At 39.1% G+C, this 23,070-nt stretch carries 19 protein-coding genes and 6 tRNA genes; 22 read left to right on the top strand and 3 right to left on the bottom strand.

Annotated elements, in window-relative coordinates; translation table 11 throughout:
• Positions 1-3 precede the first annotated feature (3 nt).
• The 9 genes from NFR51_RS09715 (at position 4) to gad (ending at position 4,649) form a co-directional block, all read left to right on the top strand.
• Positions 4-76 (top strand) — tRNA-Val (locus tag NFR51_RS09715).
• 39 nt (positions 77-115) lie between these two features.
• Positions 116-196 (top strand) — tRNA-Tyr (locus tag NFR51_RS09710).
• Between the two features lie 8 nt (positions 197-204).
• Positions 205-275 (top strand) — tRNA-Trp (locus NFR51_RS09705).
• Between the two features lie 12 nt (positions 276-287).
• A tRNA-His gene (locus NFR51_RS09700) sits at positions 288-360 on the top strand.
• A 7-nt stretch (positions 361-367) separates the two neighbouring features.
• Positions 368-439: transfer RNA gene (locus NFR51_RS09695), tRNA-Gln, on the top strand.
• A gap of 32 nt (positions 440-471) precedes the next feature.
• Positions 472-555 (top strand) — tRNA-Leu (locus NFR51_RS09690).
• 190 nt (positions 556-745) lie between these two features.
• A complete protein-coding gene (locus NFR51_RS09685; protein ID WP_251713472.1) occupies positions 746-1,570 on the top strand; it encodes an Rgg/GadR/MutR family transcriptional regulator in 825 nt (274 codons plus the stop codon).
• Positions 1,571-1,715: 145 nt separating this feature from the next.
• A complete protein-coding gene (gene gadC, locus NFR51_RS09680; protein ID WP_251713473.1) occupies positions 1,716-3,227 on the top strand; it encodes a glutamate/gamma-aminobutyrate antiporter in 1,512 nt (503 codons plus the stop codon).
• Between the two features lie 21 nt (positions 3,228-3,248).
• Positions 3,249-4,649, top strand: a complete 1,401-nt coding sequence (gene gad, locus NFR51_RS09675; protein ID WP_251713471.1) for a glutamate decarboxylase — start codon at positions 3,249-3,251, stop codon at positions 4,647-4,649.
• Positions 4,650-4,772: 123 nt separating this feature from the next.
• Here the strand turns inward: gad and NFR51_RS09670 are convergent, their stop codons facing one another.
• Positions 4,773-7,379 carry a cation-translocating P-type ATPase gene (locus NFR51_RS09670; protein ID WP_251713470.1) on the bottom strand — a complete coding sequence of 869 codons (2,607 nt, stop codon included), beginning with the start codon at positions 7,377-7,379 and terminating at the stop codon, positions 4,773-4,775.
• 129 nt (positions 7,380-7,508) lie between these two features.
• On the opposite strand from NFR51_RS09670, the gene NFR51_RS09665 reads away from it, so the two are divergent.
• From NFR51_RS09665 to NFR51_RS09640, 6 genes are all read left to right on the top strand, one after another.
• A complete protein-coding gene (locus tag NFR51_RS09665) occupies positions 7,509-7,985 on the top strand; it encodes a DUF536 domain-containing protein (protein WP_251713469.1) in 477 nt (158 codons plus the stop codon).
• A gap of 208 nt (positions 7,986-8,193) precedes the next feature.
• Positions 8,194-9,204, top strand: coding sequence for a type I glyceraldehyde-3-phosphate dehydrogenase (gene gap / locus NFR51_RS09660; RefSeq protein ID WP_202230359.1), 1,011 nt, complete (start codon positions 8,194-8,196; stop codon positions 9,202-9,204).
• Between the two features lie 145 nt (positions 9,205-9,349).
• Positions 9,350-10,420: a DUF6287 domain-containing protein gene (locus tag NFR51_RS09655; protein WP_251713468.1), complete on the top strand. Its 1,071-nt coding sequence runs from the start codon at positions 9,350-9,352 to the stop codon at positions 10,418-10,420.
• Between the two features lie 45 nt (positions 10,421-10,465).
• On the top strand, positions 10,466-10,807 hold the full coding sequence (locus NFR51_RS09650; protein ID WP_251713467.1) for a zinc ribbon domain-containing protein YjdM: 342 nt from the start codon (positions 10,466-10,468) through the stop codon (positions 10,805-10,807).
• Between the two features lie 52 nt (positions 10,808-10,859).
• Entirely contained in the window at positions 10,860-12,866 is a 2,007-nt protein-coding gene (recG, locus tag NFR51_RS09645) for an ATP-dependent DNA helicase RecG (RefSeq protein WP_251713466.1), read from the top strand.
• Positions 12,867-12,901: 35 nt separating this feature from the next.
• Positions 12,902-13,156 carry a hypothetical protein gene (locus NFR51_RS09640; RefSeq protein WP_251713465.1) on the top strand — a complete coding sequence of 85 codons (255 nt, stop codon included), beginning with the start codon at positions 12,902-12,904 and terminating at the stop codon, positions 13,154-13,156.
• A gap of 37 nt (positions 13,157-13,193) precedes the next feature.
• Here NFR51_RS09640 and mnmE read toward each other — a convergent pair whose 3' ends face one another.
• Positions 13,194-14,558: a tRNA uridine-5-carboxymethylaminomethyl(34) synthesis GTPase MnmE gene (gene mnmE, locus NFR51_RS09635; protein ID WP_251713464.1), complete on the bottom strand. Its 1,365-nt coding sequence runs from the start codon at positions 14,556-14,558 to the stop codon at positions 13,194-13,196.
• A 127-nt stretch (positions 14,559-14,685) separates the two neighbouring features.
• On the opposite strand from mnmE, the gene NFR51_RS09630 reads away from it, so the two are divergent.
• Together NFR51_RS09630 and rpiA are read left to right on the top strand one after the other, a co-directional pair.
• Positions 14,686-15,423 (top strand): pseudouridine synthase, encoded by a 738-nt coding sequence (locus NFR51_RS09630; RefSeq protein ID WP_251713463.1) that lies wholly within the window; start codon positions 14,686-14,688, stop codon positions 15,421-15,423.
• 140 nt (positions 15,424-15,563) lie between these two features.
• Positions 15,564-16,235 (top strand): ribose-5-phosphate isomerase RpiA, encoded by a 672-nt coding sequence (rpiA, locus tag NFR51_RS09625; RefSeq protein ID WP_251713462.1) that lies wholly within the window; start codon positions 15,564-15,566, stop codon positions 16,233-16,235.
• A gap of 48 nt (positions 16,236-16,283) precedes the next feature.
• Here the strand turns inward: rpiA and NFR51_RS09620 are convergent, their stop codons facing one another.
• Positions 16,284-16,736 carry an NUDIX domain-containing protein gene (locus tag NFR51_RS09620; RefSeq protein WP_251713461.1) on the bottom strand — a complete coding sequence of 151 codons (453 nt, stop codon included), beginning with the start codon at positions 16,734-16,736 and terminating at the stop codon, positions 16,284-16,286.
• A 118-nt stretch (positions 16,737-16,854) separates the two neighbouring features.
• Here NFR51_RS09620 and mreC point away from each other — a divergent pair, with 118 nt between their 5' ends.
• From mreC to dnaJ, 5 genes are all read left to right on the top strand, one after another.
• Positions 16,855-17,712 (top strand): rod shape-determining protein MreC, encoded by an 858-nt coding sequence (gene mreC / locus NFR51_RS09615; protein ID WP_251713460.1) that lies wholly within the window; start codon positions 16,855-16,857, stop codon positions 17,710-17,712.
• A 2-nt stretch (positions 17,713-17,714) separates the two neighbouring features.
• Complete coding sequence (gene mreD / locus NFR51_RS09610) at positions 17,715-18,221, top strand: rod shape-determining protein MreD (RefSeq protein ID WP_251713459.1); 507 nt, start codon at positions 17,715-17,717, stop codon at positions 18,219-18,221.
• 137 nt (positions 18,222-18,358) lie between these two features.
• Positions 18,359-19,633, top strand: coding sequence for a CHAP domain-containing protein (locus tag NFR51_RS09605; RefSeq protein WP_251713458.1), 1,275 nt, complete (start codon positions 18,359-18,361; stop codon positions 19,631-19,633).
• Between the two features lie 710 nt (positions 19,634-20,343).
• Complete coding sequence (locus NFR51_RS09600) at positions 20,344-21,528, top strand: coiled-coil domain-containing protein (RefSeq protein ID WP_251713457.1); 1,185 nt, start codon at positions 20,344-20,346, stop codon at positions 21,526-21,528.
• Between the two features lie 220 nt (positions 21,529-21,748).
• On the top strand, positions 21,749-22,876 hold the full coding sequence (gene dnaJ, locus NFR51_RS09595) for a molecular chaperone DnaJ (protein ID WP_251713456.1): 1,128 nt from the start codon (positions 21,749-21,751) through the stop codon (positions 22,874-22,876).
• Positions 22,877-23,070: the final 194 nt, after the last annotated feature.

Here is a 23,070-nt window from a genome sequence, read left to right as displayed (position 1 = left end):
ATTGGGAGTTTAGCTCAGCTGGGAGAGCATCTGCCTTACAAGCAGAGGGTCAGCGGTTCGATCCCGTTAACTCCCATTGAATATGTTATAATATATTCAATGACAATTAAATATCGGAAGGGTAGCGAAGAGGCTAAACGCGGCGGACTGTAAATCCGCTCCTTCGGGTTCGGGGGTTCGAATCCCTCCCCTTCCATAAGTTTTACGGGCATAGTATAAAGGTAGTACAAAGGTCTCCAAAACCTTTGGTGTGGGTTCAATTCCTGCTGCCCGTGTTTGATATTATGGCGGATGTGGTGAAGTGGTTAACACACCAGCTTGTGGCGCTGGCACGCGCGGGTTCGATCCCCGTCATCCGCCTTCTTAATGGGGTATAGCCAAGCGGTAAGGCAAGGGACTTTGACTCCCTCATGCGTTGGTTCGAATCCAGCTACCCCAGTTCAAATATATTTTATTTGAGAAGAGTCTGTTGCCGAAGTGGCGGAATAGGCAGACGCGCCAGACTCAAAATCTGGTTCCTTCACGGGAGTGCCGGTTCGACCCCGGCCTTCGGCATAGTAAAAAGATGCAAGTTTAGTTGTGTCTTTTTTTATTTTGGTTCTGTCAACTCTGTGGTGGTAGACGAAAATCTACTGCTTTTCGAATATAGTAACTCAGTAATACGTAGTATCTAATATAAAATATCATTTAAGGTAAGATAAATTATTTACTCTTAGGCTAAAACAAATTTGGAGGTTTATTATCCATGTATAAAAAATATGGAGATTGTTTTAGGAAGCTCAGAAATCAAAAAAATCTGGGATTATCGTATTTTAGCAAACTTGGAGTAAATCGCGCAAACTTATCTAGATTTGAAAGAGGACAAAGTATGATGAGTTTTGAACGCGTAGAACTTATGTTAGAAGAAATGCAAGTTCCATTAGCAGAGTATGAATTAATTGTAAATAATTTTGAACCAAATTTTCAAGAAAATTTTTTATTAGAACTAGAGGAGGCTGATTTTAGGCAAGATATAGACAACATCCAAAGATTATATACAGAGTCACAAAGGGAGGGGAAGTATTTGTTATCCCTTGCTGCAAAAACTAGGCTTAAAAATATAAATTTATCGGAAATCAAAGAGATTGAGGATTATCTTTGTAATGTGGAAGAATGGGGCTACTTTGAGCTTACCTTGTTGTATTTTGCATCTGATTATATGGATACTTCTCAATTGGAAAGCCTTCTTGCAAATTTTGATGAAAGATGTGAAAAGTACTGTAGACTTTTAAAATATAGACGACGCTTATTTCAAATAGCATACCATAGCGCGGCGATATTTGCATCTAATGGGGAAAGAGAAAAAGCTGAAAATATATTAGAAATTACAAAGAAATACCGTGCTATGGGAGTAGATTTGTATGCTGAGGTATTAAGACATCTTGCTAGGGGGATAATTATTTTTAATTTTGAGGATAAAAATTTAGGTGATAAACAAATTAACTATGCCCTTGAAGTTCTAGAGAATTTTGGCGGATTAAAATTAAAAAAATTCTATCAGAGAAACTTGGAAAGTTTTAAAAGAAATTAATCTCTCTCCGTGTTGCGTTATCGCAACAGCTTGGAGGAGATTTTTTATTTTTAGGGGTGTATACTTGAAACAGAAAGAGAGTTAAACTATTTTTGTATAACAATTCTTTTAAATGAACTTTTATCACATATTTTAGGGAGGTATGATGAATCAAAAAAAATTATCATTATTCGGATTTTTTGCTTTAACTGCTTCTATGGTTCTGACAGTGTATGAATATCCGACTTTTGCTACTTCGAAATTGCATTTAGTTTTCTTTTTGCTATTAGGGGGACTATTGTGGTTTCTACCAGTAGCATTGTGTGCAGCTGAAATGTCTACAGTAGAAGGATGGAAAAACGGAGGAATTTTTAGTTGGGTTAGTCAAACATTAGGAGAACGTTTTGGCTTTGCAGCAATTTTTTTCCAATGGTTTCAAATTACAGTAGGATTTGTCACTATGATTTATTTTATCTTGGGTGCAGTTTCCTATGTGTTAAATTTTGATGCATTGAACACAGATCCGCTGATTAAATTTATTGGTTTACTGGTCATTTTTTGGGGATTGACTTTTTCTCAATTAGGAGGAACTCAGCGAACAGCTAAATTAGTAAAATCTGGTTTTATAATAGGGATTGTGATTCCGTCTATTATCCTATTTACATTATCAGTAGCTTACCTTATAGGAGGTAATCCTATAGAAATACCTATCAACAAGGATGCTTTTATTCCAGATTTTTCACAACTTTCAACGTTGGTCGTCTTTGTTTCATTTATTTTAGCCTATATGGGGGTTGAAGCTTCAGCCTCTCATATCAATGAGTTAGAAAACCCTAAGAGAAATTACCCTTTAGCGATGATTTTGCTGGTAATTTTAGCAATTTCTTTGGATGCACTTGGAGGCTTCTCAGTAGCTGCGGTCATCCCTCAAAAGGAGTTGTCTTTAAGTGCAGGAGTAATTCAAACATTTCAAACACTAATTTTACACTTTAACAGTCATTTTGGATGGCTAGTTAAAGTAATTGCAGTAATGATTGCATTTGGAGTAATGGGAGAAGTAAGTTCATGGGTTGTTGGACCTTCTCGAGGAATGTTTGCGGCGGCTCAACGCGGGTTACTTCCAAAGTTTTTGCGTAAGACAAATGCTCATGATGTGCCAGTACCATTAGTCATGATTCAAGGTGTAGTTGTGACAATCTGGGGCGCTGTGTTGACCTTTGGAGGAGGAGGGAATAACCTATCCTTCTTGGTGGCAATTTCGTTGACCGTGGTTATTTATTTGGTCGGCTATCTATTATTTTTCATAGGTTATTTCGTTTTAATTTATAAGAAACAAGGCTTAAAACGGACATACAATGTTCCAGGAAAAATAATTGGGAAATCAATTATTGCAGGAGTTGGATTCTTATTATCTGTATTTGCTTTATTTATTTCTTTCGTTCCGCCAGAATCAATTGCTAAAAATGAAACACGAACCTATCAAATGATATTACTCATAAGTTTTGCTGTCACAGTTATTTTGCCATTTGTTATTTATGAATTGCATGATAAAAAAGGACACAAATCTTTGGAAGAGCCTACTCACTTTAAGGCAGGAGAAGTGAATCCAGCGGTTTATCCAATAGCCCGTGGGGAACATCATATTATAAAAAAAGAAGAACATATATTAAAACATTAAAGAAAACTGGAGGATTTACATATGTTATATGGAAAAGAAAATCGTGATGAGGCAGAATTCTTAGAACCTATTTTTGGTTCAGAAAGTGAGCAGGTTGATTTACCTAAATATAGAATGGGTAAAAAATCAATTGAACCCCGAGTGGCCTATCAATTGGTTCAAGATGAGATGCTGGATGAAGGGAATGCTCGTTTAAACTTGGCAACTTTTTGCCAAACATACATGGAACCTGAAGCAGTAGAGCTGATGAGTCAAACTTTAGAGAAAAATGCAATTGATAAATCAGAATATCCAAGAACAGCAGAAATTGAAAACCGCTGTGTCAATATGATTGCAGACCTTTGGAATGCGAGTGAAAAGGAACACTTTATGGGGACTTCAACCATTGGTTCTTCAGAAGCCTGCATGTTGGGGGGAATGGCCATGAAATTTGCTTGGCGCAAGCGAGCAGAAAAATTAGGCCTAGATGTCAATGCTAAAAAACCTAACTTGGTTATTTCTTCTGGTTATCAGGTTTGTTGGGAAAAATTCTGTGTGTATTGGGATATCGAGATGCGTGAGGTACCAATGGATAAAAATCACATGTCAATTAATCTAGAAAAAGTTATGGATTATGTTGATGAATATACCATTGGTATTGTTGGAATTATGGGAATCACTTATACTGGAAGATATGATGATATTAAGGGACTAGATAAGTTAGTTGGAGAATATAATAAACATACGGACTATAAAGTCTATATTCACGTAGATGCTGCTTCAGGGGGGCTTTATGCGCCATTTATTGAACCTAAACTTGAATGGGATTTTCGTCTGAAAAATGTTGTTTCTATCAACACATCGGGTCACAAATATGGTTTAGTCTACCCTGGAGTGGGCTGGGTCTTATGGCGTGATAAAAAATATTTACCAGAGGAGTTAATTTTTAAAGTAAGTTATCTTGGAGGAGAATTACCAACGATGGCGATTAATTTCTCCCATAGTGCTGCTCAGCTGATCGGACAATATTATAATTTTGTGCGCTATGGATTTGACGGCTATAAGGCTATACATGAAAGAACACATAAGGTAGCCATGTATCTGGCAGAGTCAATTGAAAAAACAGGACTCTTTGAAATTGTAAATGATGGTTCACAGTTACCAATTGTGTGTTATAAATTAAAAGAAGACAGAGATTGTGACTGGGATTTATACGACTTAGCAGATCGTCTATTGATGAAAGGATGGCAAGTCCCAGCTTATCCTTTACCAAAAAACTTAGAGAATGATATTATTCAACGTGTGGTTGTGCGTGCAGATTTTGGAATGAATATGGCATATAACTATGTTCAAGATATGCAAGAAGCAATCGAGTTTTTGAACAAGGCACACATTAAATATCATAATGAACCTAAAAACAAAACATATGGATTTACACATTAAAAGGATGGTATTCGAATTTTAATGATTTTATATCATCATACAAAAAATGCTTGAATATGGTGTAGAGAACACCGTAACCAAGCATTTTTTATTATTTTGTATGTTTGTCTAAAGCTTAGTGAGTTAAGCAAGAAAAGTTTTCTTCGCCTTTTTGATGAGATACTTTTCAATTTCAATCACGACAAAGATAAGAAGTGAAAGCAGGAGCGCAATAAGCCAATGCGTAGCGGTAAGTGGTATAACATCAATAAAGGTACGTAGCGGTGTGAGGGTGAAGAGGAAGGTTGTACCTAATGATATAACAGTTGTCCAGAAGATTGTTTTATTTGAATACAAACCATCTTGAAATATGGAATCATTGCTTCGCGCGTTGAAGATGTGATAAGTTGAAGCAAGGGCAAGGACGAGGAAAGTCATAGACTGTCCCAACTGTAGACTGGGCGTGCTTCCAGGTATTTCAACGAAGTACCCGATATAGAAGCCGATAAGAGAAATGATGATGAAAGTTGTTGATGAGGTAAAAATACGCTGAGAAACACCACGAGAAAAGAGACTTTCATTTACATCTATCGGGGGCTTCTTCATGATATATTTGTCAGATGTTTCCCGGCTTAATCCAAAGCCAGGAATACCATCGGCTAAAACATTGATATAGAGAAGCTGCATTCCTGTAAGTGGTAGCCCCCATCCAATAATAGCTCCAATAAGCATAATAAGAATTTCGGCGATATTGGCTGAAAGCAGATAGTAGATTGTCCGTTTAATGTTAATATAGACACGTCGACCTTCGGCAATCGCACTAACAATTGTTGCAAAATTGTCATCAGCCAGGATAATGTCAGAGGCATTTTTTGCAACCTCTGTCCCTGATATACCCATTGCGGTACCAACATCTGCAGCACGCAGTGAAGGTGCATCATTGACACCGTCCCCTGTCATAGCAACGATGTGTTTTTTGTCTTGCCAAGCCTTAACAATACGGAGTTTATCCTCAGGAGAGACCCGTGCATAGACAGATATTTTTTCGATATTTTCCTTAAGTTCATCGTCTGACATGTTGGATAAGGTAATACCATCAACGACTAAATCGCCTTCTCTATAAATATCAAGCTCTTGAGCAATTGCTTTAGCTGTTAGTGCGTGATCCCCTGTAATCATAACAGGAATAATACCTGCATTTCGAGCTTCAGCAACGGCAAGTTTACTTTCAGGACGTGGAGGGTCAATCATACCAATGATTCCTAAGAATGTTTGGTCTTCTTCTAGAAACTGATGATCGTTTGGAATTTCATCAATTACCTTGTAGGAAAGGGCAAGGACACGCAAAGCGTTTTCTGCAAACGTGTCATGAATTTCATGTGCTTCTTTAAAATGTTCTGGGACAAGACGGTCAAAGGCACCTTTGGTAATGACGAGATATCTCCCAGTTTCGTTGGGAACAACGACTGTCATCTTTTTTCTTGTAGAATCAAAAGGGAGTTCCAAGAGACGTTCAGGTTCTTTATCTGGTTGATAAAAGTTGTGAGTGATAAGAAAGTTAATGATGGCGGTTTCGGTTGGATCACCGTGTGTTTCCCACTTGCCACCTTCTTGGACAGCTGTTGCATTGGAAACTAAACCAAACTTGTAAATTAAATCTTTTTCCTTGTCCGAGAGCTGATCCTTTTGCCAAATATCTTCCCCTTGTACCCAAAGTCGTTGAATAGTCATTTGATTTTGCGTAAGTGTTCCTGTTTTATCAGAAGCAATGACAGATGCATTTCCCAGTGTTTCAACGGCAGGAATATTACGGATAATGGCCTTTTTATAAGCCATATTCTCCACACCATAGACAAGAGACAGGGTAACGATAACAGGTAGGGTTTCAGGCACGGCAGCAATACCAAGAATAACTGCGGTCATCATGTTTTCACTAAAAGGGATTCCCCCATGCAAGAGATTTACTAGGAAAATCACTGCACCAGCCCCAAAAGCAATTGCTGCAAGACGTTTTGGCAGTGAATCAATCCGTTTTTGTAAAGGAGTTTTCCCTTTCACTTGGTCTTCTAAGAGCTGGGCAATTTGTCCCATCTGACTTTTCATTCCAGTAGCAACAACAATGCCTTTGGCTGTGCCGTTAAGGACATTTGTTCCTGAGAAAACCATATTCACTTGGTCACCTAGGGGAACATTTTCAGATATCTCACGTGAAGCATCTTTTTCTATTGCTTCAGATTCACCTGTGAGTGAGGATTCATCAACCTGTAAGCTATTTGCTGAAAGCAGACGAACGTCAGCACCCACTTGTTCTCCCGCATTCAGTTGAATTAAATCGCCTACGACCAATTCTTCCGAGGGAATCGTGCTTAATTTCCCGTTTCTAATGACGGTTGAATTAGGAGCAGACAACTTTTTTAAAGCAGACAAGGCTGTCTCAGCGCGCTCCTCCTGTAAATGTGCTACGATGACGTTGATAATGACGATCAATAGGATAACGATGGGCTTTGTAAAATTATCAGTTTCTAGCGAAAGATAAAAAGCAGGAACAGAAACAATGATTAAAACAAGATTCATCACTTCAAACACATGTTTCAAGAGCTTTTGAAAAGTGCTTTTTTGTTTTGCTTCTTGGAAAACATTGCTGCCGTATTTTTCACGATATGCAGTAATCTGTTCTTTATCTAAACCCTCTGAAACATTGGTTTTATAGTATTCTTTTATGGTGTTGATGTTACTTTTCTTGTAATCCATAGATTCTCCGTTCTACTTTTCGGCCCTTATAAAAAATGTGTCATAATATAAGTATAATATTTTTATTATTTATTACAAAACGATTTAGAACTCAGAAAAAGCTGTATAAATAGCTAAAAATGTGGTATTATGGTAGATATGGAAACAAAAACAGTAAGCGAACTCGCAGAGCTTTTTGGAGTGACTCGCCAAGCGATGAACAAACGGATTAAGCAGCTAGACGAGAAATATATAGGAAAAAATGAAAAGAATGTTACTGTAATTAATGAAGGTGGTATTCATGAACTTGAACGCCTTTATGGAAAAGTTGTGACAGCTAAGGCAGAAGTTGTTGAAGATAAAGATGAGACTCAAAAACTTTCAACGTCGCCAGCAGACACAGCTGTTTTTGAGCTGTTTTCAAATTTAATGAAAGATAAAAATGCAGAAATTGATCGCCTGAATCAACAATTGATAGCCAAAGATGCACAACTTGCGGAGAAAGATAAACAAATTAACCGTCAGCAAGAGTTGATGGAGAAATCTTTAAATGATAATAATCAGTTCTTAATGGAGTTGAAAACTGAATCAGAAAAAGGATTTTTTGCCAAGCTTTTTGGAAAGTAAAGTAGCAGTCTAACTGTTATTTTTTTTATGTCCAGAGTAGACAAATGTAAACGTTTTCCGCTCTATTCCCACTGTTAAGCACATTTTCCGGCTTTTATGTTTGCAAAATCTCAAAAAAGTGTTAAAATGTAAGAGTAAGTTAAATGATTAACTTAGTGATAGAGAACTTCTCTATAAACAAATTTTAAACCTATAAGGAGACTTACTCATGGTAGTTAAAGTTGGTATTAACGGTTTCGGACGTATCGGTCGTCTTGCTTTCCGTCGTATTCAAAATGTTGAAGGTGTTGAAGTAGTTGCAATCAACGACCTTACAGATCCAGCAATGCTTGCTCACTTGTTGAAATATGACACAACTCAAGGTCGTTTCGATGGTGATGTTGAAGTTAAAGATGGTGGTTTCGAAGTTAACGGTAAATTTGTGAAAGTTACTGCAGAAGCTAATCCAGCTAACATCAACTGGGCTGAATCAGGTGCAGAAATCGTTCTTGAAGCAACTGGCTTCTTTGCAACTAAAGAAAAAGCTGAACAACACTTGCATGCTAACGGTGCTAAGAAAGTTGTTATCACAGCGCCTGGTGGAAATGATGTTAAAACTATCGTTTTCAACACTAACCACGAAACTTTGACTGGTGAAGAAACAGTTATCTCTGGTGCATCATGTACTACTAACTGTCTCGCACCAATGGCTGATGCTTTGAACAAAAACTTCGGTCTTAAAGTTGGTACTATGACAACTATCCACGGTTACACAGGTGACCAAATGACTCTTGATGGCCCACACCGTGGTGGAGACTTCCGTCGTGCACGTGCTGCAGCTGAAAACATTGTACCTAACTCAACAGGTGCTGCTAAAGCTATCGGTCTTGTATTGCCAGAATTGAACGGTAAACTTCAAGGTCACGCACAACGTGTACCAGTTCCAACTGGTTCATTGACAGAACTTGTATCAGTTCTTGATAAAGAAGTTACTGTTGAAGAAGTAAACGCAGCTATGAAAGCAGCTGCTAACGAATCTTACGGTTACAATGAAGATGAAATTGTTTCATCTGATATCGTAGGTATCTCTAATTCTTCACTCTTTGACGCTACTCAAACTGAAGTTACCACAGCTAATGGCGTTCAATTGGTTAAAACAGTTGCTTGGTACGATAACGAAATGTCTTATACATCTAACCTTGTTCGTACACTTGAATACTTCGCTAAAATCGCTAAATAATTCTGTTATTTAACGTTGGAAACAGAGAAGCTTAGCTCCTCTGTTTTTTGATGCCCTTATTTTCAGAGTGAGACTTTGAGAATTTTTTCATAATATAGTACACTATAGTATGAAGAGGACTGGTTGAGGAGGTGGGACTGAGAGGATGGATAAAAAGAAATGGGAACAATCTTTTAAAGCTATTAATGACAGAACACCTAGTGAGGATGACGATCAAAAAGCTTTATTGGACGGATTGGTAACAGAAGATATAACCGAACATAAAAAGCCTAAAAAGAAAACAATCATTTTAGGAAGTATCTTTAGTGGTCTTTTCCTTATTGTCATAGCAATACTTTTGATTGTCTTTTTCTATCCGAAACCTAAAAATGATTCCTCTCTTACTGCGAGCAACCATAAAATTTCAGACGGTTCTATGATTGACTCTAATTCACCGCAAGAGGGTAAATCAGATTATGTACCCTCAGCTTTAGCGGCGTGGAAAGCCTTAACCCTCAATCAACAAATTGCTTTATTGGCCCAGTCCTATGCTAAGCTGAATCCTCAAACCACGATTTTGACGGCGGATTATCTTGCGATGACAGGAAATATTAATGACGGCGCGATAGAGTGGTATGATTCAAACAAAATTATCCATAAAGTTAATGTGAAAATTAACCAAGCGACAGTTACTTATAGCTATATCAATGCTGAAAGCTGGGAAACTGAAGAGCAAACAACAAAGATAGATACACTCTTTGCAGACTATTTTGAAACATCTACAGCTAAGCAAACAACGAAGGAAATATCCTCAAGAGTTGTTGATTCCGCTACGTTAGCAAGCTTAAGTACTGAGATGGATTTAGAACAGATTGCTCAAGGAGATTATTCAAGTGTGCATGGCACATGGAAAACTTTGGAAGGCAGAACACTAATTTTTGAAAATAATCAGTGTTACATAGTGGAGGGGGAAAAGAAAACAAAACTTGTTCTCAATGCTTTATCTACAGATAGCCAGCAAGACCAAGGTTTCCTCACGGTAAATAGTCAGCCTGAAGGAACCCCTGCAGGAGCAGGACTTTCCTTTATCCCCAAAGGTTACGATTGGGCAGATACAGATAAAGCGAAACCGCGTATTTGGCTGTCCAACACCTTTGGACCGAGTGCACATCACTTGCCTGAAAGACAAAAATTAGCCGTACAGAAAGCAATTTTCTATAAAGTAAACGAAATTTAGTTCAATAAGTTATACTAAAAATTAAAATCAGAAAAGGGAGAAAAAATGGAAACACCTCAATGCCCAATTTGTTCAAGTGAATATACCTATGAACTGACAGATACGACATTTGGATGCTCAGAATGTGGCAACGAATTTACACAAGCGGATTTAGAAGCAGACAAATTTGTTGTTCTTGATAGTGTCGGACAACCTTTAGCTGATGGAGATGCTGTGATTATTATTCAAGATCTTCCAGTCAAAGGGATGCCGAAACCTATAAAAAAAGGGACAAAAGTTAAAAACATCCGCATCAATGAATTTGGAAAAAATGGACACTATATTGATTCGAAAATAGATGGTTTTGGTGCCATTGGTTTGAAGGGTTCTGTAGTGAAGAAAGCTTAAGTATAAAAATAGTAAAGCGGTCAAAAGACCGCTTTTGTTGTATAATAAACCTATGAAACTAACAGACAGTATACAATACCTGAAAGGTGTCGGTCCCAAATCTTTTGAAAATTATCAGAAGCTTGGTATTTCCACGATACAGGATTTATTGCTTTATTTTCCTTTTCGTTATGAAGATTTTGCTGGACGTTCCATTTTGGAATTACTTGATGGAGAAAAAGCAACGGTGATTGGTGAAGTGGTGACACCTGCAAATATCCAATATTACGGCTTTAAACGGAACAGGCTCACTTTTAAACTCAAACAAGGTGAAGCTGTGGTCGCTGTGAGCTTTTTTAATCAACCCTATTTGGCGGATAAGATTGAGGTTGGGAGAGAAGTCGCGGTCTATGGCAAGTGGGAGCAAAAAAAGCAACAACTTTTGGGAATGAAAATATTAACCCAAGCAGAAGATGGCTTCTCCCCTGTGTATCATCTCACCGCAGGGATGAAACAATCCAGCTTGGTGAAAACAATTCAAATAGCTTTTGACAGTGGGCTTTTATCAGAGTTGAAAGAAAATTTACCAGAATATTTGTTGAAAAAATATCGCTTGATGTCTCGGCAGGAAGCGGTACGTGCCATGCATTTTCCAGACGATATGGAGGCGCACAAACAAGCACTAAGGCGCGTGAAGTTTGAGGAACTCTTTTATTTTCAACTGAAGTTGCAGGCTTTGAAACATAAAGAGAAAGCACAGCGCTTTGGGCGAAAGATTATTTTTGACCAGCGGTTGATGGAAGAAAAAATTAAAAATCTTCCTTTTGAACTGACAGGTGCCCAACAAAAATCCTTAGACGAAATTTTAGCAGATATGTCCTCACCCTACCACATGAACCGTCTTTTACAAGGTGATGTCGGTTCAGGTAAAACCGTCGTTGCCAGCTTAGCAATGTATGCAGCAGTATTATCGGGGCTTCAAGCTGCGATAATGGTTCCGACTGAAATTTTAGCACGGCAACACTTTGCGAACTTAAAAAAACTTTTTCCTGAGCTAAAAATTAGTCTTCTCGTTTCAGGTTTAAAAGTTGCGGAGAGAAGAGAGATACTGGAAAGCTTAGCAAGTGGGCAGACACAGATGGTTGTGGGGACACACGCTTTGATTCAAGAAGCTGTTGATTTTTATGATTTGGGGCTGGTCATTACCGATGAACAACATCGCTTTGGGGTTAAGCAACGGAAAGTCTTACGCGAAAAGGGTCAAAATCCTGATGTACTTATGATGACTGCGACGCCAATCCCTCGGACCTTGGCGATTACAGCTTTTGGTGATATGGATGTCTCTATCATTGACGAGTTACCTAAAGGCCGTCAACCCATTACGACCAGATGGGTAAAACACGAGCAGCTGCCAGAGGTGCTGAAATGGATAAAAGAAGAACTGGCACAGCAGGCTCAAGTCTATTTTATTTCGCCTCTTATTGAAGAGTCGGAAGCTTTAGACTTAAAGAATGCCGTAGCACTTTATGAAGAATTAACGCAGTATTTGGGTGAAGAAACAGGCATTGGTTTGCTGCATGGTAAAATGAAAAATGAAGAAAAAGACCAGATTATGCAGAACTTTAAGGCAGGGGATTTGTCTGTTCTGGTCTCCACAACGGTTATTGAAGTTGGTGTGGATGTGCCAAATGCAACGATTATGGTGATTATGGATGCGGATCGTTTTGGGCTTTCTCAGCTGCATCAGTTGCGTGGTCGTGTAGGACGGGGGAGTAAGAAGTCCTATACGATTCTCGTTGCCAATCCCAAGACAGAATCAGGTAAAAACCGGATGAAGATAATGTGTCAAACGCAAAATGGTTTCCGTTTGGCAGAAGAAGACCTGAAGATGCGAGGCTCCGGAGAAATATTTGGCGTACGTCAATCAGGTTTACCAGAATTTCTTGCAGCGGATATTGTGAATGACTACAATATTTTAGAAGTGGCACGTCAAGAAGCGCAGGAAGTTTTTAAAACACCTGACCGCCCAGAATATCAGATGATGCTTGCAGATTTGGATGTTGACGGTGGTTTTGATTAATGTTTAAATTGTGAATTCAAGAAAGGATGATAAAAATGGGACTTCTCTTAGCATTTCTAGGTGGTGGACTTTCTTTGCTGAACTTTTCTGCCGAATGGCGGTCTCTTCCCTTACAGTTTATCTTCGCTCTCCTTTCCCTAGGCAGTATGTTTGCCTATAAAGGAAAGCGCACAAGAAGCTCCTATGAAGGAGATGGCACAAGTATCTTCACCCTTGGTTTTGCCTTGTGTTTTCTTTCATTTATCGGATCAGCATCTATTCTTTTAGCCCTTGTGATGGGCTGGCAGTAAATAAAAAATATAAGAGGGATATTTCCTTCTTATATTTTTATTTCCCTAAGCAGAACTGGCTGAAAAGCTGAGTAATCAGTTCATCCGGTGCAGCTTCTCCAGTTATTTCGCCAAGCAATTGCCAACAGCGCGTGACATCCACTTGAATGAGATCCACAGGAAGTCCCATCGCCAAACCACGGTTTGCTTCTTTTAGAGCATCTAAAGCTTGTTCGACCAGGCCAATATGTCGTGCATTGGAGAGAGTCGTTGCATCTTTTGCTTCAATTTCCCCAGAGAAAAAGAGGGCGCGTATTTGTTTTTCGACGGCATCAAGATTTTCATTTTTTAAGGCAGAAATTCGGATAAAGTCTTCAGGAAGTTCTTCAAGTTCAATTTGTTCTGGGAGATCGGTCTTATTCAGCAAGACGATACGGTTTGTCGAAGAGGAAAGTTCCAGCAATTCCAGATCTTTAGGAGTTAAAGGTGACGAAGCATCAAGCACAAGCAAGACCAAGTCGGCTTCTTCTAGGGCTTTTTGACTACGCTCAACGCCAATCTTTTCGACAATATCTTCGGTTTCTCGTATACCAGCAGTATCGATTAACTCCAGCGGCACACCACCAATATTGGCAAATTCCGTGATGACATCACGTGTTGTTCCTGCTATATCGGTAACAATGGCTTTTTCTTCACGTAAAAGTTGATTGAGCAGGCTTGATTTTCCGACATTTGGACGACCAATGATTGCGGTTTTAAGCCCTTCGCGGAGAATCTTTCCGCGTTTAGCTGTGGCAAGAAGTGTTTCCAGAAGCTGCTCAAAATGGGCAGTTTTTTCCAGAAGCATTTGACTTGTTATCGTTTCAACGTCATCATATTCGGGATAATCAATATTGACTTCGACTTGCGCCAGAGATTCTAAAATTTCTTGACGAATATTGTTGATCAAGTTAGAAAGGCTACCATCAAGTTGTTTTACAGCAATATTAGCCGCCTGATCTGTTTTAGCGCGAATCAAATCCATAACGGATTCGGCCTGCGCTAAGTCAATACGTCCATTTAAAAATGCACGCTTGGTAAATTCCCCCGGTTCAGCGAGACGTGCACCCGAGCGGAGCAGAAGTTGCAAAATTTCTTGGGTGACAGCAATTCCGCCATGTGTGTTGATTTCCACAAGATCTTCACGTGTGAAGGTTTTAGGAGCTTTCATCACGGAGAGCATAACCTCATCAACAAGACGTTCTTGATCAAAGATATGACCGTAATTAATGGTATGTGAAGCAACTTTATCAAGATTTTTTCCTTGAAAGACCTTTTTAGCGATTGGTATAGCATCGCTACCGGACAATCGGACGATAGCAATGGCTCCTTCACCTAAGGGTGTCGAAATGGCTGCTATTGTGTCAAATTCTTTTGTTATCATATTTTATCCTAATTACTAATTTCAGTATGCCCTATTATATAATAAGTCGTGATAAAAATAAAGATTCGTCAACTCTCTCAAAGGTTTATCTTATCCATATTGATCAAAATTCTAGTAAAATAAGAGTATGAGATTGGATAAATATTTGGCGGAAGCCGGGCTAGGATCACGTAAAGAAGTTAAGGCAATCCTCAAGACAGGAAAAGTGACAGTTAATGACCAAAAGATAAAAGATGGTAAACTACATGTTGATCCGGATAAAGATAGCGTAAGCTACGAGGGACAACCAGTAGCTTATCAAGAATTTTATTATTACCTCCTTAATAAGCCTGCGGGAGTTGTTTCGGCAACGAAAGATAATAAGGACAAGACCGTTGTCGAATTATTAAAGGCTCAAGATTTTCGAGAAGATATCTTCCCTGTGGGGCGCTTAGATAAGGACACAGAAGGTCTTCTTTTACTGACAAATGATGGACCACTGAGTCATAATCTCCTGAGTCCCAAAAAACATGTGGAAAAAGAGTACTTTGCTCAAATCCAGGGGCAGGTCACGCAAGATACTGTTCGAGAATTTGCAGCAGGCTTGACCTTAAAATCTGGAGAAAACGTCAAATCAGGTCAACTTTTTATTGAGAAATCAGAAGAAGATAAAAGTGAAATTCGCCTCATTATTCATGAAGGTAAATTCCATCAGGTCAAGCGAATGTTTGAAGCTGTAGGGATGAAAGTAACTTATCTCAAACGGCTACGTATGGGAAGTTTAAAATTGGATAAGGCATTAGCTTTAGGCGCCTATCGTCCACTTACAAGCGAGGAGATTACAAAACTAAAGGATGAGTCGGGGAAGAAGTGCGCTTCTGAATAGAACAGGTTTTGTAAAGAGAGATTTATGGCGGCGAGATAATCTGAACTCCTCGGGAGAAACTTAAAGCTTCAAATAAAAAAGAAAGATATTTCCGCTTTTTTGATATAATATTTAAGAGAGCATTTGGAAGGACTTTAAACATGGAAAATTTGAAAAAACTAGTCGGTATCAAAGCAGCTGAGTACGTAAAATCAGGTATGACCGTTGGTTTAGGAACAGGATCAACAGCTGCTTTCTTTGTTGACGAATTAGGGCGTCGTGTCAGAGAAGAGGGGTTGGATATTATTGGCGTAACTACTTCAAACGTAACCAGTCAGCAAGCAGCCAGTCTTAATATTCCCCTAAAATCAATTGATGAAGTGGATAGTGTCGACCTTACTGTGGACGGTGCAGATGAGATTGATGCAGCACTTAATGGTATCAAAGGTGGTGGTGCTGCCCTCCTTATGGAGAAGATTGTTGCAACATATTCAAAAGACTATATCTGGATAGTGGACGAAAGCAAACTTTCTGAGACACTTGGAAGCTTTAAGGTTCCTGTCGAAGTTATTCCTTATGGTTCCGAACAGTTGTTCCGCAAATTTGAAGCAGCAGGTTATGCACCAGCTTGGCGAATGAAGGGTGATAAAAAACTCATCACAGATATGCAGCACTACATTATTGATCTACATATTGAGAAAATTGTGGAGCCGGAAAAACTGGCGAAGGAGCTTGACTTGACCGTAGGTGTTGTTGAACATGGTCTTTTTAACGGTATGGTTAAAAAGGTTATTGTTGCAGGGCAAACAGGCGTTCGACTTATTGAAAAGTAAAAAAGAAGGACAAGATTTCCTTCTTTTTTTGTATAATTGGAATTGCTTTTATAATGTTTTTAGCCATTGTTCCACGCCCCATTTGTGAGAGCCTCGTTTGAGTTTTTCGATAGCGACAAGTACATCAAACCAAAAAATATTATTAAAATCTTCCAAAGGTGCTTGATCAAAATGGGCATCCAATGTTTCATAGATATAAGCAGGGTTACAAAAATACTTGTCACGATGGGAACTGTAAAAGTATTCATCAGCCTGCCCGAGGTATTGGCCTAAAGTAGCGCTTGCTCCTAGTTCTTCAAGAAGTTCACGTTCTAGTGCTCGTGCATGATCTTCATCGGCTTCAATTTCACCTCCGGGAAGAAAAAATGCGCCATTTGGTGCTTGGACAAGACAAATTTGACTATGGTTTTCACGTGAAACAATACCATAGACCCCATAACGGTATTGATAATTGACGCCAGCAATTTTCTCGCCAAAGACTGGAATTTCTTGTTGAGTCATACTTACAAACCTCCGATATATTTTATAGAAGAAAATTTACTTATATTCTATCAAAAAGTTGACAATTTTGATAAAATAAAGAGGCTAAACAAAGCTCTTGTGAAGGGAAAAATGAACAGTGAAAAAATTTAATCTTAGTAAAATGATTATTATCGCCTTGATTATTGTTATTTCAGCATTTACAGCAATTTTTATCTCGGCAGATAACTTTAAAAATAATAAAAATCCATCGGCGATGACACAAATTATCAATGATGGAACTGGAGCAGTCGATCGAATAATCGGAGCACCAATCCGTTTTGTGCAAGATAAGGCAAATCAGGTGGGGAATCTATTAGATACCTATAAGCAGAATCAGTCACTGAAAACAGAAGTTGCTGATCTTAGGAGTTCAAAAAACAGTCAAGAAAGTCTAGAAGTTGAAAATAGAGAGTTGAAGGAAGCACTTAAGCTTCAAGAAACGTTAACCGATTATGAAAGCATCTCTGCTAATGTTATTACCCGTAACCCAGCCAGCTGGGCGGATACATTAGTCATTGACAGTGGCAGCAAACAAGGTGTTAAAAATCGCCAGTTAGTTATGGCGAACGGTGGTGTAATAGGGCGGGTGATTCAAGTTAACGAAAACACGTCAAAAATTTCTTTGCTAAGTTCTGAGAAAGGCATCGAAGCAAAAATCCCAGTACGTCTAGGGAGTTCAAGTGATCCAGTAAATGGTCTTCTTACAAGTTATGACGATGATCAAAAAGCCTACGTTGTAACTTCCCTTGTAGGTACAGGAAATATTGATAAAGGAAGTCAGGTTTTCACAAGTGGTCTTGGAGGAGACTCTCCACGAGACCTCTTACTAGGAACAGTTATTGATGTCAAAGAAACGGACCAAGGCTTAAACCGTGAAGTCTACATTAAGCCAGCTGGTAATTTATACGATATCCGATTTGTCTTTGTGATTCAAGGCATGATTGGAGGAAATTAACCATGAGCCGTTTTAGTTTTCAATTTTTTAGCCCTTTACTTCTCTTTTTCCTCCTGTTGCTTGATGGTCAATTGACACATTTATTTACGGCCTTGTCTGGGGGGAGTATCATGCCTGTCAGTCATCTCCTTTTGATTTTTATGGTGTATACGGTAACGCAGCATAGACATAGCTATGTTCTTATTTTAGGTATCCTTTTGGGTATTGTTTACGACAGTTACTTTTTGGGTATATTTGGTATTGCCAGTCTGATTTTTCCACTGATTGCCCTTTTTGTCTACAGTATCCAAACGGTTGTTTTCACAAATCGCTGGACCCGCCTATTTACGGTAATCATCATAGTTTCTGCTTTTCAGGTTTTAAGTACACTGATTATTAACCTCGTTGGAGTAGTTAAGGTTGATTTCGTTGCTTTTGTCGTTAGACAGCTCGCGCCTACCCTAGCTTTAAATATTATCTTTGCAACCCTGCTACAGTGGCCTTTAGAGAAGATGTATCGCCTTCGGTGAGCATCTTTTTGTAAAGGAAAGGTAAAAAAAGTATCTTTAAGGAAATTAAATTGACTCGGATAAGTCATAAAAGAGTGTTATACTTGAGGCTACCTTGGAGCTATATTTATAAATCTATGGAAAACAGGAAGAAAAATATGAAAAAGAAAATACTTACAACTTTGATGCTGTCAACAGTGATTTTATCATCAGGGACTTCTCTTGGTGCTGTAAAAGCTGACAGTACAGACGATCAGATTGCAAAACAAGATGCTGCTATCCGTGCAGCAAAAAGTTCATCTGCTGAAGCACAAGCGCAGGTAGAGGCAATTCAAGCACAAGTGGGAAGTTTGCAAGCCAAAAAAACTGCAACAGCAAATGAAGTAAATAAATTGATGAAAGAGCAAAAAGAGCAGTCTGCACAGATTGCAAGCTTACATAAAGACATCAAGAATCGTAGTACAGCACTTGAAGCACAAGCACGTAGTGCACAGACAAGTGGTTCAGCTACGAACTACATATCTGCTCTACTGGATTCAAAATCTTTGGCGGATGCGATTCAAAAAATGACAGCTATGGCAACAGTTTCAGGTGCCAACAAAGCAATGATTGAAAAGCAACAAGAAGATGAAAAAGCAATTCAGAGAAAGCTGAAAGACAATGAAGCAAAGTATGCAAAAGCTACACAGCTTCAACAAGAATTAGAAGCGCAAAGTAAAGAGTTAGCGAGCCAAGAAGCAGCCCTCAAAGTTGCGCAACTAAATTACCAAGAAACAATTGCTACTTCTGAAAGTAAGAAGCAAAGTTTGATTGATCAAAAAGCAGCGGCGGTAGCAGCGCAGGAAGCAGCAGCAAAACAAGCAGCCGAAGTGGCGGCGCAGCAAGCTAAAGCAGAGAAAGCGGCGCAAGTTGCTCAAAAAACACAAGCAGAACAAGCCGTAGACACTGAGAAAGCTGCTCCAGCATCTTCATCGACGGAGACAGTACCTGTAGTTACTGCACCAGTTCCGGATAACAGTACCTCTTCATCTTCATCAAGTAGTGTTGCCAACTCAAATAGTGGTTCAAGTAACAGCACAGCTGGAGGAGGAACAAGCAGCACACCAGGGTCAAGTTTAAGTAACCCTTATCCATGGGGACAATGTACATGGGGAGTTTGGGAATACTTCGGCGGAAAAATTCCAACATATGCTGGAAATGCAGGGGACTGGGCAGTTTATGCTAATAGTGGTCCAGCAGTAGGTACAATTGCCGTCTTCCCTCCAGGTAACCAAGGTGCAGGAGGTGTAGGTCACGTTGCGGTTGTGACAGCTGTAAATGGTAATAAGCTCACTGTCTCAGAAACGAATTTCTCAGGTCCTAACGGCGGAGGTTTAGGCATCCGTACTACACGTGAAGTTTCAGCTGCAGGTGTAAGTTTCATTCGTCCTTAAGAGGGTGGAGAAATAAGTAATATTCGCTTTCTTAAGCTTTAGACAAAGTTTTACTGCTTTGTCTTTTTTTACTACAGATGTATACCTCTACACCTTGAAAAAGTGGTTGGTCAAATATTGCATAGAGAATCGAGTGTTAAAGATACTCGGTTTTTTTTACTGGGACCTTTCTTCTGAACGCCTTCATCAAAGATTATTGTACTCTTTTAAAAAATTTATTCTATTGCAAGAAAGGGTACAAGACAGGGGGGGGACGTAATAAAATATTTTTTTATTCATTAAAAATTTGAATGCAAAGCACCTACAGTCTCAGGGACATCCATTTTATCAAAAGTTCCATCTGCCTATGAGCAAAGGATAATCATATATAGCATTATCCATGAAATGAGTAAATGCTGTAAAAAATAGCTTAAACTCCTCATTTTGCAGCCCCATCAAGGAAAATAGTCGCGTTTTCTCTGATACTGTACATGTGTTATAAATCAGGAGAACAAAAAATTAAGAATGAGATTAATTGAGGACAATACCATTGATGTAATAACATTTCCCGCTGTTTTACTTTCTTTCCTTATCGCATCATGAAAAAAAGAAGAAACAAGAAGAAACAAACTTATATCAAAGTGTAATCCAAATGTTACAAAGTGGCTATGTGGTCGTGATACAATATACTATATTACCGAACTAACCTAGGGAGGCAAATTAAAGATTTTATGAAGAAAAAACTTATTACAGCATTGATGCTTTCGACAGTCGTACTGACGGCTGGTGCACCACTTGCTGCCGTAGAGGCTGATACCACAGACTCGAAGATAGCACAGCAGGATTCAAAGATTGCCAGTGCTAAAAGTGAAGCTGCCAAGGCACAGTCACAAGTGGAAGCTATTCAGTCGCAGGTGAGCACTTTAAAATCAAAGCAATCATCAATGACTAAAAAAGTTAATGAGTTGATGGCTCAACAAAAGGAGCAATCTCAACAGATCCAAAAGTTGAGCAAAAGTATTAAAGAACGTAATACAGCACTTGAAGCGCAAGCGCGCAGCGCACAAACAGACGGCTCAGCTACAAGCTATATGTCTGCGATATTGGATTCAAAATCACTGACAGATGCGATTCAAAAAATGACAGCTATGGCAACCGTTGCCGGTGCGAATAAGTCAATGATTGAGCAACAACAAGCTGATCAAAAAGATATCCAAAATAAGTTGGCAGATAACCAAAAGAAATATGCTGAGGCAACACGTCTTCAACAAGAGTTGGATTCACAAGCAGATGAGTTAGCAACTCAAGAAGCAGCCCTCAAAGTTGCGCAGCTGGATTATCAAGCAACAGTAACAACTGAAGAAGGTAAGAAACAAGACTTGCTGAACCAAAAAGCAGCAGCAGAAAAAGCAGCCCAAAAAGCTGCTGAAGCTCAAAAAGCAGCAGCAGAAAAGTCTGTAGTTGTTCAGCAAGAGCAAGCGGTGAAAAACAATACTGCTACTGGACCTTCAGCACCAGCTACAAATGGAACAGGAGGAAATAACAACACCTCTACACCTACTCCAACACCAGTACCAACACCAACGCCAGATCCGGTAAAACCAGTAAGTCCTGCTGGTAAAAATCCATACCCTGCTGGTCAATGTACAGCTTTTGTATGGGATTATTTTGGTGGAAAGATACCAACATATATGGGAAATGCAGGTGACTGGGTAGCTTATGCTAACAGTGGCCCTGCAGCAGGTACTATTGCTGTATTCCCTCCAGGTAACCAAGGTGCAGGAGGCGTAGGTCACGTTGCTGTCGTCCTTTCTGTATCTGGTTCAAAAATGACAGTTATCGAAGGAAACTTTAACGGTGGTTGGGGAACAACACGTGAATGTTCAACAGCTGGTGTAAGTTTCATTCGCCCTTAATAAACAACTGAAATGAAATACAAGCTTCGGTTTGTATTTTTTTTAGGATAATTATCAACATTTAGCACTCTATAATATGGAGTGCTAATTTTTTTGCCAAATGCTTTAAAAAATGCTAAAATATATTATAGTAGCTGTAAAAATAGGCTACTTCTAGAGAGCGCTCGCTTGAAAAATCAAGTGATACTCTTAATATTCCATGTCAAGAAGGTTAATATATATGAATAACACAGAATTTTACGAACGTCTCGGTGTGGATAAAAATGCCAGCCAAGACGAAATTAAAAAAGCTTATCGAAAGCTGTCTAAAAAATACCATCCAGATATCAACAAAGATCCGGGTGCAGAAGATAAATATAAAGAAATTCAAGAAGCTTATGAAACATTAAGCGATGAAGAAAAACGTGCCAGCTATGACCAATATGGTGCAGCAGGAGCCAATGCTGGCTTTGGCGGTCAGGGAGGTTTCTCTGGCTTTGATGGTTTCCAAAGTGCAGGAGGCTTTGGTGGTTTTGAGGATATTTTCTCAAGTTTCTTTGGAGGCGGCGAAGCTCAAGTTAATCCTAATGCTCCTCGTCAAGGGGATGACTTACAATACCGCATTAACTTAACATTTGAAGAAGCAATCTTTGGGGTCGAAAAAGAAATCAAGTATCACCGCGAAGAACTTTGTCATACTTGTGCAGGTTCAGGGGCCAAACCAGGGACACATGCCGAAACATGTCATAAATGTCATGGTCGAGGACAAACACAAGTTGTTCGTGACACACCATTAGGCCGTATGTCAACAAGTGCTGTCTGCGATGTTTGTCACGGAACAGGTAAAGAAATCAAGTCTCCTTGTCCAACCTGTCACGGAACAGGTCATGAAAAACTGGCACATACTGTTAAGGTTAAAGTACCAGCCGGTGTAGAATCAGGCCAACAGATGCGTTTACAAGGTCAAGGTGATGCTGGAACAAATGGGGGCCCTTACGGCGATCTTTACGTTCGTTTCCAAGTTTCTGCCAGTGATAAGTTTGAACGTGATGGCAGTGAAATCTACTACAAGATGCCGTTGAATTTTGTTCAAGCTGCCTTGGGGGATGAAGTTGAGGTTCCAACTGTTCATGGAAATGTGAAGTTGAAGATTCCAGCAGGTACACAGACAGGGACAAACTTCCGACTTAGAGGCAAAGGTGCACCGAAATTACGTGGCAGCGGTCAAGGGGACCAGCACGTTGTTGTCAATATTGTGACACCAGAAAAATTGAATGAAGCTCAACGTGAAGCATTGCGTGACTTCGCCAAAGCAAGTGGTCAAAATGTCTCAGAGCAGAAAAAAGGTTTTTTCGATAAATTTAAATAAAAGTTATCTGAGAACCAATATTATAAAATCAAGAAGCTCAAGCAAGGGCTTCTTTTTTATGCCTTTTAATTCTGTTGTTCTAGAAGATAAGGGCGGGGAAACTAGCTAAATAGGAAAGCTTTTCTCATCAAACACTCATTTCATTTGACCTTTTTTTTTTTTTATACTATAGACTCAGAAAGTAAACGTAACAT

The organism is Lactococcus ileimucosae, assembly GCF_943193185.1.
Classification (GTDB): domain Bacteria; phylum Bacillota; class Bacilli; order Lactobacillales; family Streptococcaceae; genus Lactococcus; species Lactococcus ileimucosae.
This window is presented reverse-complemented; position numbering and strand designations above follow the sequence as displayed.